The organism is Pseudoalteromonas sp. KG3, assembly GCF_030436385.1.
In the GTDB taxonomy this organism is placed as follows: domain Bacteria; phylum Pseudomonadota; class Gammaproteobacteria; order Enterobacterales; family Alteromonadaceae; genus Pseudoalteromonas; species Pseudoalteromonas prydzensis.
The window spans coordinates 86,807-102,318 of sequence record NZ_CP098523.1 but is presented as its reverse complement, the minus strand read 5'-3'; the positions used below and the strand labels follow the sequence as shown (position 1 = coordinate 102,318).

Below are 15,512 nucleotides of genomic sequence, written 5' to 3'. Positions count from 1 at the left end.
TATCTTCACTCTATTTAGAAAAGTACCTATCCATGAAATCATACAACAGCATCGAAGAACGTATCGATATTTTACAAAGCAGAATTGCAGCTTACCAAGATGAAATCGAAACGCTAGAAACAGAGCCTAAAAATAATAACGAGCGTATTATTTTTAAATTTATTGAAACAGGCAGCACCGGCAAGACTAAAGATTTTGTGCGTGAATTAGGCATTAAATCACCACGCGATAGCCTCTATTCATCGGGTGATGTATCAAAACTAATTAAAGATGGCGCGAGTGATATTTCTCCTGCGCTGCTTGAAATTGCCCGCGTACTTGCCAGCGCACGTAATAAAAACGGCCCTGCCTGCTAGTCGTTTATTATTATAAGTGATTAGCCGTCTTTATTTGCGGCTAATCCACCAGCTCTATATCAAGCCCGGTTAATAAGTTTAGCGCTTCAAATCGCTCAAACTTGGCACGAGTCACATCGTTATTTTTTATATCAATATTAAACTGTGTCGCCCCTACAAAATTAGCGCGACTCAAGTTAGTCTGATGAAACAAACTATCCCTAAAATCAGTACCGCTAAAGTCACTCGCGGCTAAATTAGCGTGTCTAAAATCAACATCTTTGGCAAAACAGTCTGTCATACTCAATGCTTTTAATGGCAATTCATAAAACGAGCTATGGCTAAGTTGGCAGTCTTTAAAATTCACTGGTGCGGTTAACGCCAGTTGCGGCCAATTAACTTGCCCCCAAACAATGCTATTTAACTTGCAACCTTTAAAGCTAACTTCTTCTAACGAGCTGTAATGCCAGCTTAAGTCGCTCAAATTACAGTTAATAAACTCACAATCAATAAAGCGGCAGCTGCTAAATTGGCTTTGACTCAAGTCGCATTCTATAAACTGGCATTGTTCAAACTCTATATCGCTAAAGCGCTGCGATGTAGCCGTACAGTTTGCAAATTGCTGATCGTAATAATCGTTTTGTGAAAACATCAAATCGCTTCTTTAGGTAAATCACTCTTAAGTGCCAAAACAGCGATAAAAATAAGCCCTAGCACAGGTACTAAGCCTAAAAATCCACCTATAACGGCAACAATAACGGGTGTAGTGGTTTTACGCTTACCTAAAAAATAACTAACAAGCGCAAATACAGGGACCAAAACTAAAACGATTGTTCCCAAAAGGGTCGCATTAATTGACATATTGTTCCTTTATTATTTTATTTAACCGATAAATTAAAGCACAAAAAAACCCTTAGACATACACCTAAGGGTTTTTAAATCAATTGCAAAATTAAGTGCTAATTAATCATTTATTCTGCTGCTTTTTCAGCTTTTTCAACAACGCTAATAGCAAGCTCTGACAATGAGTCTACATTGGCTTTACTTGGCGCGTTGGTTAATAAACATGACGCTTGCGTTGTTTTAGGGAAGGCAATAACGTCACGGATGTTATCTGTGCCGCAAAGTAACATTACTAAGCGGTCTAAACCAAATGCGAGTCCTGCATGTGGTGGTGTGCCGTACTTAAGTGCATCAAGTAAGAAACCAAACTTATCTTGTTGCTCTTGCGCATCAATGCCTAATATTCTAAAGGCCGCTTCTTGCATATCAGCATTATGAATACGGACCGAACCACCGCCAACTTCGTAGCCGTTTAATACCATGTCGTAGGCATCTGAAATAACCGCTGCAGGGTTAGCTTCAAGGGCTGCTGCATCAATATCTTTTGGTGCAGTGAATGGGTGATGCACAGCGTGTAATGTGCCTTCGTCATCTTCTTCGAACATTGGGAAATCAACAACCCAAAGCGGTGCCCAGCTATTAAGGTTAGTGATCTCTAAATCAACACCAATCTTAAGGCGAAGTGCGCCCATCGCTTCGTTTACTGTGTTACGTTTATCAGCACCGAATAAAATGATGTCACCAGTTTGTGCGTTAGTTCGCGCTAGTAGCTCATTGATCACTTCTTCATTTAAGAATTTAGCGATGGGTGATTGTACACCTTCAACACCAGCTGCACGGTCATTTACTTTCATCCATGCCAGGCCTTTCGCACCATAAATGCCGATGAATTTAGTGTAGTCATCTAGTTGCTTACGAGAAAGTGATGCGCCACCTGGTACAGTTAATACCGCAACACGGCCTTTTTCGTCATTTGCAGGACCTGAGAATACTTTAAACTCTACGTCTTTAACTAAATCAGCAACGTCAATCAGTTCCATAGGGTTACGTAAATCAGGCTTGTCTGAACCAAAACGACTCATCGCCTCTGCGTATGGCATGATTGGGAAATCACCTAAATCAACATTGAGTAATGATTTCCACATATCCGTGATCATCTTTTCAGTGATACCACGTACTTGATCAGAGCTCATGAATGAGGTCTCTAAATCGATTTGGGTAAATTCAGGTTGACGGTCTGCACGTAAATCTTCATCACGGAAACATTTAACGATTTGGTAATAACGGTCAAAGCCCGACATCATCAACAATTGTTTAAACAACTGTGGAGACTGTGGTAACGCGTAAAAGCTACCTTTATGAACACGACTCGGCACTAAGTAATCACGTGCCCCTTCAGGTGTTGCTTTAGTGAGTACTGGCGTTTCGATATCTAAGAAACCATTTTCATCTAAAAAGCGACGCACAAAGCTGCTCGCTTTTGCACGTAATTTAATACGGTCACTCATTTCTAAACGACGAAGGTCTAGGTAACGGTATTTTAAACGACGCTCTTCAGAGTTTACTTGGTTAAAATCAAGTGGTAGTGGCTCTGAACGGTTGATGATAGTTAAGCTAGTGCCTAAAATCTCAACTTCACCGGTGGCCATGTCTTTATTTACTTGGCTATCTGGGCGAGCACGTACAACACCTTTAAGCTGTACACAGAACTCTTGGCGTAATTTATTAGCTGTATCCATTAAGCCTTCAACTTCAGGATCGAATACAACTTGTACTAAACCTTCTCTATCGCGTAAATCGACAAAAATTAGTCCACCAAGGTCACGTCGTTTATTGATCCAACCACATAATTCAACTTCTTGATCTACGTGAGTTTTATTTAGCTGTCCGCAGTATATAGAGCGCATAGTATTCCTGTCAGTGTAAAGACTAATAGCCGCTTTCCCTAAGAATTTGACGTTTTTGGGGAGATAAAGCCACTATTTATAAATCATTTTAGGGGGAGCATTATACCCAAGTTACTTGAAAATGCGAGCACCGCAGCGCCCTGTGAGCATTCAATTTTCAGTCGTTCTAGATATTTGTTACACTTGCCAAAACACACAATCAGTTAGTCATTTTATGTTGTATTTAGGGTGTCCGCAGTGGTCAAGTACCGCGTGGAAAGGCAATTTATTATCAAGTCACTGCAAAAATGCCGATATGCTGCACGAATACGCACAGGTGTTTAACTCCGTTGAAGGCAATACCAGCTTTTATGCCGATCCCAGTGTTGAATCATTAAATCGCTGGCGTGATGCCGTAGCCGATGACTTTAAATTTACCTTTAAATTTAATCGCCGTTTTAGCCATGAATTACAACTAACTAATATTGATGATGAGTTAACAGCGTGGTTTAACTTGTTTGAACCAATACTGCCAAGCGTTGGGCAAATTATGTTGCAGCTGCCTAGCAGCTTTAGCCCACAGCAATTACCTTTGCTGGCGCAATTTATTGCAAAACTGCCTACAGGTTTAAATTATGGCCTAAATTCGGATAATAAGTGCAATTTCTCAGATTAGATGGCCAGCTGTTATAATTCGGCCATTTTCTCGCCAAAGGAAATTGCTTTAATGAAATATAAACAGCTGACACAAGAAGAAAGATACCAGATTTACGCGTTAATAAAAGCAGGAAATAACCAAAAGCAGATAGCTGAAGAACTAACTCGTTCACCGTCATCTATTTCTAGAGAGCTAAAACGCAATAAAGGACTTAAAGGCTATCGGCCTAACCAAGCCAATAACTTTGCTGAACAAAGACGTAAGTCATCTTTCAAAGCAAGTAAGTTAACAGAGGACGTCACTCACTGGATTAATAAATTGTTGCATGACGGACTTTCCCCTGAGCAAGTGGCAGGCCGCTTAGCTTTAGAGAAACAGGTCGTTTTACATCATGAAACAATTTATCAATATATTTACAGAGACAAGGCTCGTGGTGGCAAGCTACATAAGACACTCACTCGTGCATGTAAAAAGTATAAAAAACGCTATGGAAGCTATGATAAACGTGGACAGATAGTTAATCGAGTCAGCATTGATGAACGCCCAAGTATTGTGGATTCAAAGTCTAGGATTGGTGATTGGGAGGGCGATACAGTGATAGGTAAAGGGCGTAAAAATGCGCTTGTCACAATGGTTGAACGTAAAACGTTATATACAGTCGTTCACAGAATTGAAAGCAAGCATGCGAAAATAACAGCCGATGCGCTGATCACGTGTATGACACCATATAAAGGTAAGGTTATTACCGTGACGTTAGATAATGGAAAAGAGTTTGCTCACCATGAGCATGTTGCACAAAAATTAGAAGCTGATGTGTATTTCGCTCATCCCTATTCATCATGGGAGCGGGGCATAAATGAGAATACCAACGGCTTACTTAGACGCTTCTTCCCCAAGGGAACTGACTTTATGGCGCTAAGTGAAGCAGAGATACAGGCGGCAGTTGATAAGCTCAACCATCGGCCAAGAAAAACAAGAGGGTATAAAACCCCTCATGAATTATTTACGGGGCAATCAGAAGTTCTGGTGGCTGCATAATGATTGCACTTAATACTTGAATTCAAGTGGCGTTGAAGTGCGCCATCCTGAGTTTTTCAAAAAAGGCGCGGCGGAAATTGCGTTAAACCAGCTACTAATTGCAAACAACATCAACCGAATAGCCATGGATACCCGCGCTCTGTTTGCAGTAAAACCTAACACTGCGGCACTTATCGATGCACAGCAGAAAAAGCCTCACCTACCCGTACATGCAATTGCAACAGGCGGTCAACCTATGGCTCGCTTTGTAATTGCCGATTTAGAGCACGATTATAAAAGTTATTACCAACCTTGGCTTAAAAAAGTAAAACAATGGCTTGATGAAGGTAAGCACCCGTATGTATTTTTTCATACCGCAGACAACCGCCAAGCCCCTTTGTTAGCGCGGGCATTTTGTGAAGATTTAGGTTACGATCATCCAGTACTTAACCCTTTTACTGGTGAGAAAGAAGCCAGCCAAGCAAGTTTATTTTGAATTCCGCTAAAATATAATTAACAACAAGAAGTAATTGAATGAGTGATTTTAAACGTTATTTTACTGGCTACCCAGAGCAAATTATAAGCCAAGTAATACAGCTTATTGATAATGATAAACACGGCGCATATTTAATTAAAAAATACCCACATGCCCACACTATCAGCAGTGACAAGTCGTTATACGCATACGCCACTGAGCTTAAAAAACGCTATTTAAAAAATGCCCCGCCATTTGGCCGCGCCGCGTTTAAAAAGCAAGGTGACATGGTCACTAATGCACTCGGCACGCACACCTACCGTATGCAAGGCAAAACCCGCAAACATGACCTAGCTATTAACAGTGATTTGCTGTGCGCCCCCGAGGAATTATTAAAAGCCCTCGTGGTTCACGAACTCGCCCACTTTAAAGAAAAAGACCACAACAAAAGCTTTTATCAGTTATGTTGCCACATGGAGCCGCAGTATCATCAGCTCGAATTAGATTTACGGATATTTTGTGTGTTAGTCACGCAAGGGAAAAACCCATATTTAAAGTAACTGTAATTACCTGACAACAGAAAATGACAGCTGCTTTGATAGAGACTAATGATTAATCCTATTCAGTCACTGTAAACTTAGTTAAACCGATCAGCTGCCCAGATTCGGTAACAACGTGTACTTGCCACTTACCGACAGGATTTGCTGGAAAGTTTATTTTATGTGTCCATGCTCTATAACCTTGCTCTCGCCCACCACTAATATTTAATGCAATACGATCAACCTCTTTATTGTTAAGTAGCCAAACATGAAATACTTTTTCATTTAACCCTCTTGGCGCTTTAACCGCAGTCCAAGTATACAAACCTTGCTGATGCAATGAATTAGCATCTACATGCTTAATACTGCCAACAGGCTTACGCTGCTCTACATCAACCTGATGCGATAAAGTAATGTCGGTTAAACGCAGTGCTGCAGGTGGCACCCAACTACGTAGCTGCCATAAACCGGCACTTAAAACACCCAGCAATAAAACCAATAGAGGGAAACGCCACCATTTGGCGTTAGGCATTAAGTTACCTAAGCTAGGAATGGTAAAAATAATGGCGGTGATCAAGGCTATCTCTAAGCTTTGGCTAGTCGTGAGGTTAAGTAAAATTGGCAAAGTGACTAAAATAACCACAAACAATGCAAAGTTATGAAATACCGTAAAGAGAATACTGTGTTTAGCTAATTTTTTATAATACAGCGGATCAACAACCGATATAAACGCACAGAGAATAATTAAGGATGTAAAAATAGCTTGCGGATGATTCCAAGAAGTCACCGCGAGAAAAAATGGCAATGCAAAAAATAGGCTTTCTTGTTGCACCATTTGCAGGGCAAAACGCATAAAATTGGGAGAAACAGTCACACCAAAGCGCTGCTCTACTTTATCGCGCAACCAGTTATCAACAATCAACCATAGCCAACTAACTAACAGCAGTATGGCAATAATTTGTGAAAATGATTCTTTACGCTCAACCAACACATAACTTGCTACACCGCTACAAAACGCAAAAACCGCCAATAAACCTGGCCGCTGCTGCATCATAATTATAAATTTTGTGATTAAATTCTTAAAATAGCTCATTCAGTAGAAGATCCGCATAAGTCTGTATAATTGCAGTGTTAAAGCCACCAGCCCTGTATCTTAATATATGCATGAAAGCTTTACACTTTTTGTTGTGAAAATTAACTAATAAACAAATACCGCTGGTTAGCGATAACTACGCGAGATCTCTTCGCTCACCCAATGCAACAATTGTTTTATTGCTTTTGAAAGCACCTGATTTTGCCGCACAATGTAACCTAAACTAGTGGTTGGAAATTTTGGTAAGGCGGTGACTGTGGTGGCTAAATTTGCTTTACTGCGCAGGGAAAACTCCGGCACGATAGCAACACCAAAGCCCGCTTCGGCCCAATCAATTTGTGCATCCACACTGCCCACTTCCATCACTCGATAATTCGGTAAGTTTAAAGATGGTAATGCGCTATCGAGTAGCTCTCGCGTTCGCGTATCATGGCCGAGTAAAATTAATGTTGGCGGCTCAGTAAGCGTTACAGTGCTATTATTTTTAGCTTGCTGCCATAGCTGTAAATGATTACCCAGCGCACACCACTTTATTTGCTGCAATTGCGTAAAATGCAGTGGTTCACTTTCTTTTTGCGCAATAACAAAACCAAGATCAGCCTCCGCACTTTTCACCAACGCCGATGCTTGTGAGGAGGTGGTATTGAGCAAGGTAAAATCAATGCCAGGAAACTGGCGTTTAAATAGCTGAAACGGTTCAATCAACAACAACCGAGAAATAATATCACTGGCGGCAATCGTTAGAGTGCCTTGACGTAGATCATTAATCGCATTTAAATCAGATTGGCAAACCTTTAATTCCCATAAGGTTTTTTGCCCAGACTGCAATAGCCGTAAACCTGCTTGCGTCAAACTAAACGGATTACGCTCGATCAGTTTTACCCGTGTCATTTTTTCTAGTTGCTTAATATGCAAACTAACATTGGGCTGTGTCATATGTAGCGCATTGGCAGTTTTACCAAAATGTTTTAGTTCCGCTAATGTGACAAAGGTTTTTAGCCAATGAATATCTAACACCTTGATGACCTTAATTATCTAAAATCGATATGAAATTCTTATCAGGATAATAATTATAATTAATTTCTCTTATTTAGATAGAGGGCATACCATATTCATTCAATCAATTTGGAGAGTAAATTATGCCGTCAATTGTTGTTGTAGGTGCAAACTGGGGTGATGAAGGCAAAGGCCGCATCGTCGATTTTTTAGCAGAGAACGCATCTGCAAGCATTCGTTTTCAAGGTGGTAACAACGCCGGTCATACCGTTGTGAATGAGTTTGGTACGTTCAAACTACACCAATTACCAAGCGGCATTTTTAATCCAGATTGTATTGCCGTATTAGGCCCAGGTATGGTGATAAGTCCTGGCGCATTAAGCGAAGAAATCGCTGAAGTTAAAGCAGCTGGCGTTGAGGTAAAATTATGTATTTCTGATCGTGCAACCCTGTGCTTGCCGTTACACGCACTTGAAGACACACTTGAAGAAGTACGTTTAGGTGACGCCGCTTACGGCTCAACCCGCCAAGGTATTGCCCCAGCATACGGCGATCGCGTAATGAAAAAAGGCATTTTAGTTGGTTGGTTAAATCAACCTGAGGTTTTATTAGAGCGCATTCAATTTATGCTTGATTGGAAAATGCCACAGCTAAAAGCCCTTTACCCAAGCTGTGATTATTCACAAACAGCAGAACAAATAACTCAGTGGCTATTAGACGTCACTGCTCCGTGGCGTGCATTTATCTGTAATGTTACAGAGCCTTTAAAAGCGCTGCAAAAGCAAGATGCCAACTTATTATTTGAAGCGCAACTAGGCGCTGGCCGCGATTTAGTGTATGGCGAATACCCGTATACTACATCATCAAACGTGACTGCCGCCTATGCAGGAATTGGCAGCGGTTTACCTGCGCTGCGCCCTGAGCGTGTTATCGCTGTGGCAAAATCGTTTAGTTCATCTGTTGGCACTGGCACACTGGTTACCGCAATGGCAGAGCAAGATAATTTTCGCGAAAGCGCCAACGAGTACGGTGCTGTGACAGGTCGCCCTCGTGATATGGGGTATTTTGATGCGGTTGCCACCCGTAATGGCGTTGAATTACAAGCAGCCACTGAAATTGCATTAACCAAAATTGATTGCTTATCTGGCATGAAAGATTTAAAAATCTGTGTTGGCTATGCAGGCGATCACAGCGAAAACCCTATTTGGCCACAAACAGCCGCTTTAACGCCAATATATGAAAGTATGCCAGCGTGGGATGAAGATATTACCGGTTGTCGTACCTTTGACAGTCTACCTGCGGCTGCTCAGCACTATGTTGAACGCATCGAAGCACTGATGGGCATACCTGTGAGTATGGTATCTGTAGGCCCTGAGCGCGAGCAAATGATTATTCGCTAGATTGTAAGCTGCACTGAATATGCAGCTTACATTTAACATGGTTAGTTGGGTTTCATCGCGAAACCCATCGCCATTTTCATTTTTTCCAACTGTTGTCGCTGAGAGTTATTTACAAACCTAGCTCGGCCATAAAATCATCATCTGCATCACTGGCTTTTGCATCGTCCGCAGCTTTTTGTTTTTCAGCTTTATGCTTCGCTTCGTTTTCGATAATGTCATCAGGGTCTACCGCTTCAACAATATCAAAGTCGTGCAGCTTGATGAACTCAGTTTTATCCATCGCTAATTCTAAATAAAAGATGTTTTGTTTACTGGTGGTAAAAGTCACGCGGCGTGCTTGTGGTCTATCCATCGTGGTATCAACCGATATTTGCACTTGCTTATTAATCGCCATCATTTTTGGCTGATTTTGAGTAATTGAGGTGTGTAGCTGCTCGCGCACTTTTGAGGTGAAATCACCGACGATTTGATTCATCAATTCACCCAGTACATTTGACACGTCGTCCGACAGGTGACTATGCGCAAGCTCTTCTTCAGGCATACCCATGCTGCGCATATAATCGTGATAAATTTCCATGGCAGCTTGCGAAGTAAAGTTAGTAATTACTAATCCAGTAAAACCACCATCAAACAAAACAAAGCAGCCAATATCTGGTCGCATGCAGGTACGGGTGATCTTTTGTACCATGGCTGAATAGCTAATATCATTACCACTAGCCGACGACAAAACCCCCGTTACAGAATGACACAGGGTTGCCAATATATCATCAGTACTAATTACTTTACTTTTAGTCATTAAACGTCTCTTTTTATACTTGTTATTCATTATTCTAGCCAAGCTACTGAAATTATCACTGACTATCCAGCATAAAATGCTAAAATAGCCCTATTATTTTTTAAAGAGACTGTTTGTGTGACGGTAAAAGACAGCATATATGCCACAGAGCAAACGGTTAAAGACTTTAGCTTTGACCAACATGTAGTAGAAGTTTTCCCCGATATGATCCAGCGCTCAGTGCCGGGTTACGCCACCATCGTAAGTACCATGGGTAAATTAGCGGGTGAATACGCGCAAAGTAACTCTAACCTCTATGATTTAGGCTGCTCGCTTGGCGCAGTAACATTAAGTATGCGTCGTAATATTCGCACTGATAATTGTCATATTATCGCGGTTGATAACTCCGAAGCCATGGTTGAGCGCTGTAAATTACATTTACAAGGTTTTCGCTCAGAAGTACCTGTTACTGTGACCCTTGGGGATATTAACGAGCTTAATATTGAAAATGCCTCAGTGGTAGCGATGAACTTTACGTTACAGTTTATACCTCCTGCACAGCGTCTCGCGGTACTTGAAAAAATATACGCCAATTTAAAACCTGGCGGTGTACTGCTATTAAGTGAAAAAATCAAAGGTGAAAACGAGCAATGCGACAATTTGCTGATTGATTTACACCATGATTTTAAACGCCACAATGGCTATTCAGAATTAGAAATTAGCCAAAAACGCACCGCCATTGAAAACGTTATGCGCCCAGATACGTTAAACACTCACCTTACTCGCCTTACTGATATTGGCTTTAGTCAAACCCAAGTGTGGTATCAGTGTTTTAACTTTTGCTCGTTGGTAGCAATTAAGTAATTTAGGAAATATGCAATGTCTTTATGGTTTAACCAATTTTACGCCGCTATCGCACAAAGCCCACTGAGCCACTGGCTGGAAACACTGCCTAGCCAATTAAAACACTGGCAAAATGAGGCCAGCCACGGCGATTTACCGAAATGGCAGAAAGTGCTAAAAAACTTGCCTGAAGTGGCGACCAAACACGTCAATATTATCGACAAAGTTGAAATTGGCGCCCCTGGCGAAATGACTAAAGGGGAGCAAAAGCAAACCATCCATCTATTAAAGCGCATGATGCCATGGCGTAAAGGCCCATTTAGTGTGCACGGTATTGAAATTGATACCGAGTGGCGCAGCGATTGGAAATGGGATCGCCTGTTACCACATATTGAACCGTTAAAAGGCCGCACAGTGTTAGATATTGGTTGTGGCTCTGGTTATCACTTATGGCGGATGCGCGGTGAAGGCGCTGAGTTTGTGGTTGGTATTGATCCGTCTGATTTATTTTTATGTCAATTTCAGGCCATTAAACATTTTAACCCAGACGAAAACGTACACTTGTTACCGCTAGGCGTTGAAGCCCTGCCAGAGCTAAAAGCATTTGATACAGTGTTTTCTATGGGGGTACTTTATCACCGTCGCTCCCCTATCGACTTTTTGGCGCAATTAAAAGCGCAACTTCGCCCAGGGGGTGAGTTAGTGCTTGAAACCTTAGTCATTGAAGGCGACGAAAACACCGTACTCGTGCCCACGGATCGTTATGCCAAAATGCGTAACGTATGGTTTATTCCAAGCACAGCCGCACTTAAGCTTTGGATGGAACGCGTGGGCTTTAAAGATGTACAAGTAAAGGACTGTGCAATCACCACACTTGAAGAGCAGCGAAAATCAGACTGGATGGAAAACGAGTCCCTGATCGACTTTTTAGATCCAGACGATACCAGTAAAACGATTGAAGGATACCCAGCGCCGTTGCGTGCTATATTAACAGCAAAGGCCTAATAAAAAGGCGCTAGGTTTTAGGTACTAGGAACTACCTAGCACTTATTACCTAAGCCTATTACTCCTGATGCGGACAAGTGTCCTTGTCAATACCGTTAAAGTTATATTTGAACTAGCCGCGACCTTGCAATTGTTGTAAAATACGCGCGTTTCTAAGCATACACATGCAAAACCATGCAACTTTTTTGAGGAAATCCTGTGAGCGAACAAAAACAGTCTCTAAGTTATAAAGACGCGGGCGTAGATATCGATGCCGGTAACGCACTAGTTGAGCGTATTAAAGGCGTAGTTAAAAAAACCCGTCGTCCTGAAGTTATGGGCGGAATTGGTGGCTTTGGCGCACTTTGCGAAATCCCTGCTGGTTACAAGCAACCAGTATTAGTTGCAGGCACTGACGGTGTTGGTACTAAATTACGTTTAGCTATCGACCTTAAAAAGCACGATACAGTGGGTATCGATTTAGTTGCAATGTGTGTGAATGACCTTATCGTTCAAGGTGCTGAGCCATTATTTTTCTTAGATTACTATGCAACGGGCAAACTTGATGTTGATACTGCGGCGGACGTAGTAACAGGCATTGGTAAAGGTTGTGAGATATCAGGCTGTGCGTTAATCGGTGGTGAAACTGCTGAAATGCCGGGTATGTATGAAGGCGAAGATTACGACATGGCTGGTTTTTGTACCGGCGTAGTTGAAAAAGCAAATATCATCGACGGCACTAAAGTAGCTGCTGGCGACCAATTAATTGCGCTTGCATCTAGTGGCCCTCATTCAAATGGTTTCTCTTTAATTCGTAAAGTACTTGAAGTATCAAATGCTGATACAAGCGCTGAATTTGAAGGCAAAACATTAGGCGATACCCTACTTGAGCCAACACGTATTTACGTTAAGCCATTACTTGAGTTATTCAAGCAAGTGGACGTACATGCCCTTTCGCATATCACCGGCGGTGGTTTCTGGGAAAATATCCCACGCGTATTACCTGAATCTGCAAAAGCAGTTGTAAAAGGTGATAGCTGGCAGTGGCCTGGTATTTTCAACTGGTTACAAGAAAACGGTAACATCACCACCCACGAAATGTACCGCACATTTAACTGTGGTGTGGGTATGGTATTAGTAGTCCCTGCTGACAAACTTGAGCAAAGCTTAAGCATCTTAAAAGAGCTTGGCGAAAACGCATGGCACCTTGGTGAAATTCATGATGCTAAAGCAGGCGAAGAGCAAGTAGAAATCCTAGGCGGCCGTGATTAATGGCCCCTGCTCGTCTAGTAGTCTTAATTTCAGGTAGTGGCTCAAATTTACAAGCCATCATTGATGCCTGTAATAATGGCGAGATCAACGCAAACATAGCGGCTGTTATTAGTAATAAAGCAGACGCTTATGGCCTTGAGCGAGCAAAACAAGCGGGCATTACAACAGCAGTGCTTAGCCATAAAGATTTTGACTCGCGCGAAGCCTACGATGCAGAGTTAATGAACGTTATTGATTCTTTTGCACCAAATCTAGTTGTATTAGCTGGGTTTATGCGTATTCTTACTCCTAGCTTAGTGCAAAAATTTAAAGGAAAAATGTTGAACATTCATCCTTCTTTGTTGCCTAAGTACCAGGGGCTGAATACCCACCAAAGAGCAATTGATGCAAAAGACGACGTTCATGGCGTAAGTGTGCACTTTGTTACTGAAGAATTAGACGGTGGTCCGGTAATTCTTCAAGCCAAAGTTCCTGTGCTGGCAGATGATACTGCCGATACACTTGCACAACGCGTGCACGCGCAAGAGCATATAATCTATCCTTTGGTGGTCAAGTGGTTCAGTGAACAACGACTTACTATGGAAGCAGATTATGCAGTTCTTGACAAAAAACAACTTCCTGCACACGGTGCGCACTACCCAGAATAAAAAACAAAGTGCCTTGCTATTTTGTGCAGGCACTTTATTACTTCCTACTGGTTTAATGGCTGGTGAACTCACTCAATTTGAAGCCAACTATGATATTTTGCGCAAAGGCGAAAATCATGGTCAAGGTGTACGCACATTAAAAAAACTAGCTGATAACAGCTATCAAGTTAGCTATCACAGTGATATTGAGTGGATGATCTTCTCAGACTCACGCAAAGAAACATCAAACTTTACCTACACTGACGAAAAAGTAACGCCTGTCAGCTACAGTATGATCCGCACAGGCACTGGCCCTGATAAAGAATATACACTGCAATTTGATGGCACTAAAAGGCAAATTAGTAGTAGCGAGAGTAAATACCCAATTGAATGTCAGTGGAGTGATCAATTTCAAGATTCAATTTCATACCAAGTACAAGTACGTGAAGAGCTAAAGATGGGTAAAACCAGCTTTTCCTATCCACTGGTTGATAAGAAAGGTAACTGCCGTGACTACAATTTTGAAGTGGTAGGTACAGAGGTAATTTCACTGCCTATCGGCAATATTGAGGCAATCAAAGTAAAACGTCTTTACGATAACGACAAGCGTCAAGCGCTTGCGTGGTTCGCCCCTGAAATGGACTACATGTTAGTGAGAATGTGGAAAGGCGAAAAAGGCATGGAGCAGTTTGAAGTGCAACTTAAATCATTCACAGTAACCAGCCCTGTTGCTGTTCCAGAAGCTGTAAAAAGCGAAATAGCCCCAGAGTAAATTAGTTGCAAGATTCAAGACGAAAGGCTCAAGCATGGCAATCATAACTTGAGCTTTTCACCTTATGACTTATAACTAATTCAAACTGACATCTGACGGCTAAATTAACTCACCCATTTTAAACAGCGCAAATTCACCAGGCTCCATTTTTTGCCAGCGCTCATCATTGGTCAGCGGCCGAGTTGCTATCACAGTGACCACATCATTTGGCGTGGTTTCTTGTTGAAAATCCACCACCATATCCGCATCAATCAAGGTAGCTTTACCAAACGGCGCTCGACGGGTGATCCAATGTAAGTTATTTGTACAATACGCCAATACATACACGCCATCAGTCAGTAGCATATTAAACACGCCTTTTTCTCGCAGCGTATGGGAAAGTTTGGCTGCATAGCGAAATACCGACGCCATATTAGCTGGGCGCTTTGGGTATTTTTCACGAATTTTATCGAGTAACCAACAAAACGCCAACTCACTGTCAGTGTTACCCACAGGACGATAGTATTCAGGTTTTAAATCATGGTAATTAGATAATTGGCCATTATGCGCATACGTGATTTCGCGCCCCCACAACTCACGGGTAAATGGATGAGTATTTTCAAGGCACACTCGGCCTCGATTGCCTTGGCGGATATGGCTTATCACCGATACACTTTTAATCGGATATGCCTTTACTAACTTGGCTATCTCAGATTGGCAGCTCGGCTCAGGATCTTTAAAAGTACGGCACCCTTTACCTTCATAAAAAGTAATGCCCCAGCCATCTTTATGCGGACCTGTGTTACCACCGCGCTCTAACAGCCCTGAAAAACTAAAACAAATATCCGTAGGCACATTCGCCGACATGCCAAGAAGTTCACACATAACAAAAACACCTCTTTTAATTCAACAAGTTAACCAAAGCATGCGTTTAAATCTGATTTAATGGTCACAGTTTTTGTTTCACTTTGGTTTTTTCTTGCTGCAATTTCATTTATTTTACGGCTTTAATGGCGCTA

16 protein-coding genes and 2 pseudogenes are annotated in these 15,512 nt (G+C 41.8%); 11 read left to right on the top strand and 7 right to left on the bottom strand.

What is annotated here, in order from left to right:
* Window positions 1–32: 32 nt before the first annotated feature.
* Window positions 33–356 carry a hypothetical protein gene (locus NDQ71_RS00615; RefSeq protein WP_301562057.1) on the top strand — a complete coding sequence of 108 codons (324 nt, stop codon included), beginning with the start codon at window positions 33–35 and terminating at the stop codon, window positions 354–356.
* Window positions 357–396: 40 nt separating this feature from the next.
* Here the strand turns inward: NDQ71_RS00615 and NDQ71_RS00610 are convergent, their stop codons facing one another.
* From NDQ71_RS00610 to aspS, 3 genes are all read right to left on the bottom strand, one after another.
* Window positions 397–987 carry a pentapeptide repeat-containing protein gene (locus NDQ71_RS00610; protein ID WP_301562056.1) on the bottom strand — a complete coding sequence of 197 codons (591 nt, stop codon included), beginning with the start codon at window positions 985–987 and terminating at the stop codon, window positions 397–399.
* Window positions 987–1,196, bottom strand: coding sequence for a hypothetical protein (locus tag NDQ71_RS00605; protein WP_192541959.1), 210 nt, complete (start codon window positions 1,194–1,196; stop codon window positions 987–989). The genes NDQ71_RS00610 and NDQ71_RS00605 overlap by 1 nt, the downstream gene beginning before the upstream one ends.
* Window positions 1,197–1,306: 110 nt before the next feature.
* Complete coding sequence (gene aspS, locus NDQ71_RS00600; protein ID WP_283710894.1) at window positions 1,307–3,085, bottom strand: aspartate--tRNA ligase; 1,779 nt, start codon at window positions 3,083–3,085, stop codon at window positions 1,307–1,309.
* Between the two features lie 214 nt (window positions 3,086–3,299).
* On the opposite strand from aspS, the pseudogene NDQ71_RS00595 reads away from it, so the two are divergent.
* From NDQ71_RS00595 to NDQ71_RS00580, 4 genes and pseudogenes are all read left to right on the top strand, one after another.
* Window positions 3,300–3,707: pseudogene (locus NDQ71_RS00595) on the top strand (DUF72 domain-containing protein); the annotation flags it as partial.
* Between the two features lie 84 nt (window positions 3,708–3,791).
* Complete coding sequence (locus tag NDQ71_RS00590; protein ID WP_086959932.1) at window positions 3,792–4,760, top strand: IS30 family transposase; 969 nt, start codon at window positions 3,792–3,794, stop codon at window positions 4,758–4,760.
* Between the two features lie 28 nt (window positions 4,761–4,788).
* Window positions 4,789–5,235: pseudogene (locus NDQ71_RS00585) on the top strand (DUF72 domain-containing protein); the annotation flags it as partial.
* A 38-nt stretch (window positions 5,236–5,273) separates the two neighbouring features.
* Entirely contained in the window at window positions 5,274–5,774 is a 501-nt protein-coding gene (locus tag NDQ71_RS00580; RefSeq protein WP_192541957.1) for a M48 family metallopeptidase, read from the top strand.
* Window positions 5,775–5,832: 58 nt separating this feature from the next.
* Here NDQ71_RS00580 and NDQ71_RS00575 read toward each other — a convergent pair whose 3' ends face one another.
* Together NDQ71_RS00575 and NDQ71_RS00570 are read right to left on the bottom strand one after the other, a co-directional pair.
* The gene (locus tag NDQ71_RS00575) at window positions 5,833–6,846 is read right to left on the bottom strand and encodes a DUF5924 family protein (RefSeq protein WP_301562055.1); all 1,014 of its coding nucleotides are present in this window, start codon (window positions 6,844–6,846) and stop codon (window positions 5,833–5,835) included.
* A 126-nt stretch (window positions 6,847–6,972) separates the two neighbouring features.
* Window positions 6,973–7,863 (bottom strand): LysR family transcriptional regulator, encoded by an 891-nt coding sequence (locus tag NDQ71_RS00570; protein ID WP_192541955.1) that lies wholly within the window; start codon window positions 7,861–7,863, stop codon window positions 6,973–6,975.
* A 122-nt stretch (window positions 7,864–7,985) separates the two neighbouring features.
* On the opposite strand from NDQ71_RS00570, the gene NDQ71_RS00565 reads away from it, so the two are divergent.
* Entirely contained in the window at window positions 7,986–9,242 is a 1,257-nt protein-coding gene (locus NDQ71_RS00565) for an adenylosuccinate synthase (RefSeq protein ID WP_192541954.1), read from the top strand.
* A 109-nt stretch (window positions 9,243–9,351) separates the two neighbouring features.
* Here NDQ71_RS00565 and NDQ71_RS00560 read toward each other — a convergent pair whose 3' ends face one another.
* Window positions 9,352–10,038 carry a DUF3334 family protein gene (locus NDQ71_RS00560; RefSeq protein WP_192541953.1) on the bottom strand — a complete coding sequence of 229 codons (687 nt, stop codon included), beginning with the start codon at window positions 10,036–10,038 and terminating at the stop codon, window positions 9,352–9,354.
* A gap of 117 nt (window positions 10,039–10,155) precedes the next feature.
* Here NDQ71_RS00560 and cmoA point away from each other — a divergent pair, with 117 nt between their 5' ends.
* From cmoA to NDQ71_RS00535, 5 genes are all read left to right on the top strand, one after another.
* Window positions 10,156–10,881: a carboxy-S-adenosyl-L-methionine synthase CmoA gene (gene cmoA / locus NDQ71_RS00555; RefSeq protein ID WP_301562054.1), complete on the top strand. Its 726-nt coding sequence runs from the start codon at window positions 10,156–10,158 to the stop codon at window positions 10,879–10,881.
* Between the two features lie 15 nt (window positions 10,882–10,896).
* Window positions 10,897–11,865 carry a tRNA 5-methoxyuridine(34)/uridine 5-oxyacetic acid(34) synthase CmoB gene (cmoB, locus tag NDQ71_RS00550; protein ID WP_192541952.1) on the top strand — a complete coding sequence of 323 codons (969 nt, stop codon included), beginning with the start codon at window positions 10,897–10,899 and terminating at the stop codon, window positions 11,863–11,865.
* A 198-nt stretch (window positions 11,866–12,063) separates the two neighbouring features.
* Window positions 12,064–13,116 (top strand): phosphoribosylformylglycinamidine cyclo-ligase, encoded by a 1,053-nt coding sequence (gene purM / locus NDQ71_RS00545; RefSeq protein WP_064668333.1) that lies wholly within the window; start codon window positions 12,064–12,066, stop codon window positions 13,114–13,116.
* Entirely contained in the window at window positions 13,116–13,763 is a 648-nt protein-coding gene (gene purN / locus NDQ71_RS00540; protein WP_301562053.1) for a phosphoribosylglycinamide formyltransferase, read from the top strand. Before purM ends, purN begins: the two co-directional genes overlap by 1 nt.
* Before the next feature lie 55 nt (window positions 13,764–13,818).
* Window positions 13,819–14,514, top strand: a complete 696-nt coding sequence (locus tag NDQ71_RS00535; RefSeq protein ID WP_283711211.1) for a DUF3108 domain-containing protein — start codon at window positions 13,819–13,821, stop codon at window positions 14,512–14,514.
* Between the two features lie 99 nt (window positions 14,515–14,613).
* On the opposite strand, the gene NDQ71_RS00530 is transcribed toward NDQ71_RS00535, so the two are convergent.
* Entirely contained in the window at window positions 14,614–15,378 is a 765-nt protein-coding gene (locus tag NDQ71_RS00530) for a class II glutamine amidotransferase (protein ID WP_064668335.1), read from the bottom strand.
* Window positions 15,379–15,512: the final 134 nt, after the last annotated feature.

What these genes read in the sequence shown, in the direction of transcription:
- NDQ71_RS00615 (WP_301562057.1), top strand. Translation starts at nt 33, where the DNA reads ATGAAATCATACAACAGCATCGAAGAACGTATCGATATTTTACAAAGC.
- NDQ71_RS00610 (WP_301562056.1), bottom strand. Translation starts at nt 987, where the DNA reads ATGTTTTCACAAAACGATTATTACGATCAGCAATTTGCAAACTGTACG.
- NDQ71_RS00605 (WP_192541959.1), bottom strand. Translation starts at nt 1,196, where the DNA reads ATGTCAATTAATGCGACCCTTTTGGGAACAATCGTTTTAGTTTTGGTC.
- aspS (WP_283710894.1), bottom strand. Translation starts at nt 3,085, where the DNA reads ATGCGCTCTATATACTGCGGACAGCTAAATAAAACTCACGTAGATCAA.
- NDQ71_RS00590 (WP_086959932.1), top strand. Translation starts at nt 3,792, where the DNA reads ATGAAATATAAACAGCTGACACAAGAAGAAAGATACCAGATTTACGCG.
- NDQ71_RS00580 (WP_192541957.1), top strand. Translation starts at nt 5,274, where the DNA reads ATGAGTGATTTTAAACGTTATTTTACTGGCTACCCAGAGCAAATTATA.
- NDQ71_RS00575 (WP_301562055.1), bottom strand. Translation starts at nt 6,846, where the DNA reads ATGAGCTATTTTAAGAATTTAATCACAAAATTTATAATTATGATGCAG.
- NDQ71_RS00565 (WP_192541954.1), top strand. Translation starts at nt 7,986, where the DNA reads ATGCCGTCAATTGTTGTTGTAGGTGCAAACTGGGGTGATGAAGGCAAA.
- NDQ71_RS00560 (WP_192541953.1), bottom strand. Translation starts at nt 10,038, where the DNA reads ATGACTAAAAGTAAAGTAATTAGTACTGATGATATATTGGCAACCCTG.
- cmoB (WP_192541952.1), top strand. Translation starts at nt 10,897, where the DNA reads ATGTCTTTATGGTTTAACCAATTTTACGCCGCTATCGCACAAAGCCCA.
- purN (WP_301562053.1), top strand. Translation starts at nt 13,116, where the DNA reads ATGGCCCCTGCTCGTCTAGTAGTCTTAATTTCAGGTAGTGGCTCAAAT.
- NDQ71_RS00535 (WP_283711211.1), top strand. Translation starts at nt 13,819, where the DNA reads ATGGCTGGTGAACTCACTCAATTTGAAGCCAACTATGATATTTTGCGC.
- NDQ71_RS00530 (WP_064668335.1), bottom strand. Translation starts at nt 15,378, where the DNA reads ATGTGTGAACTTCTTGGCATGTCGGCGAATGTGCCTACGGATATTTGT.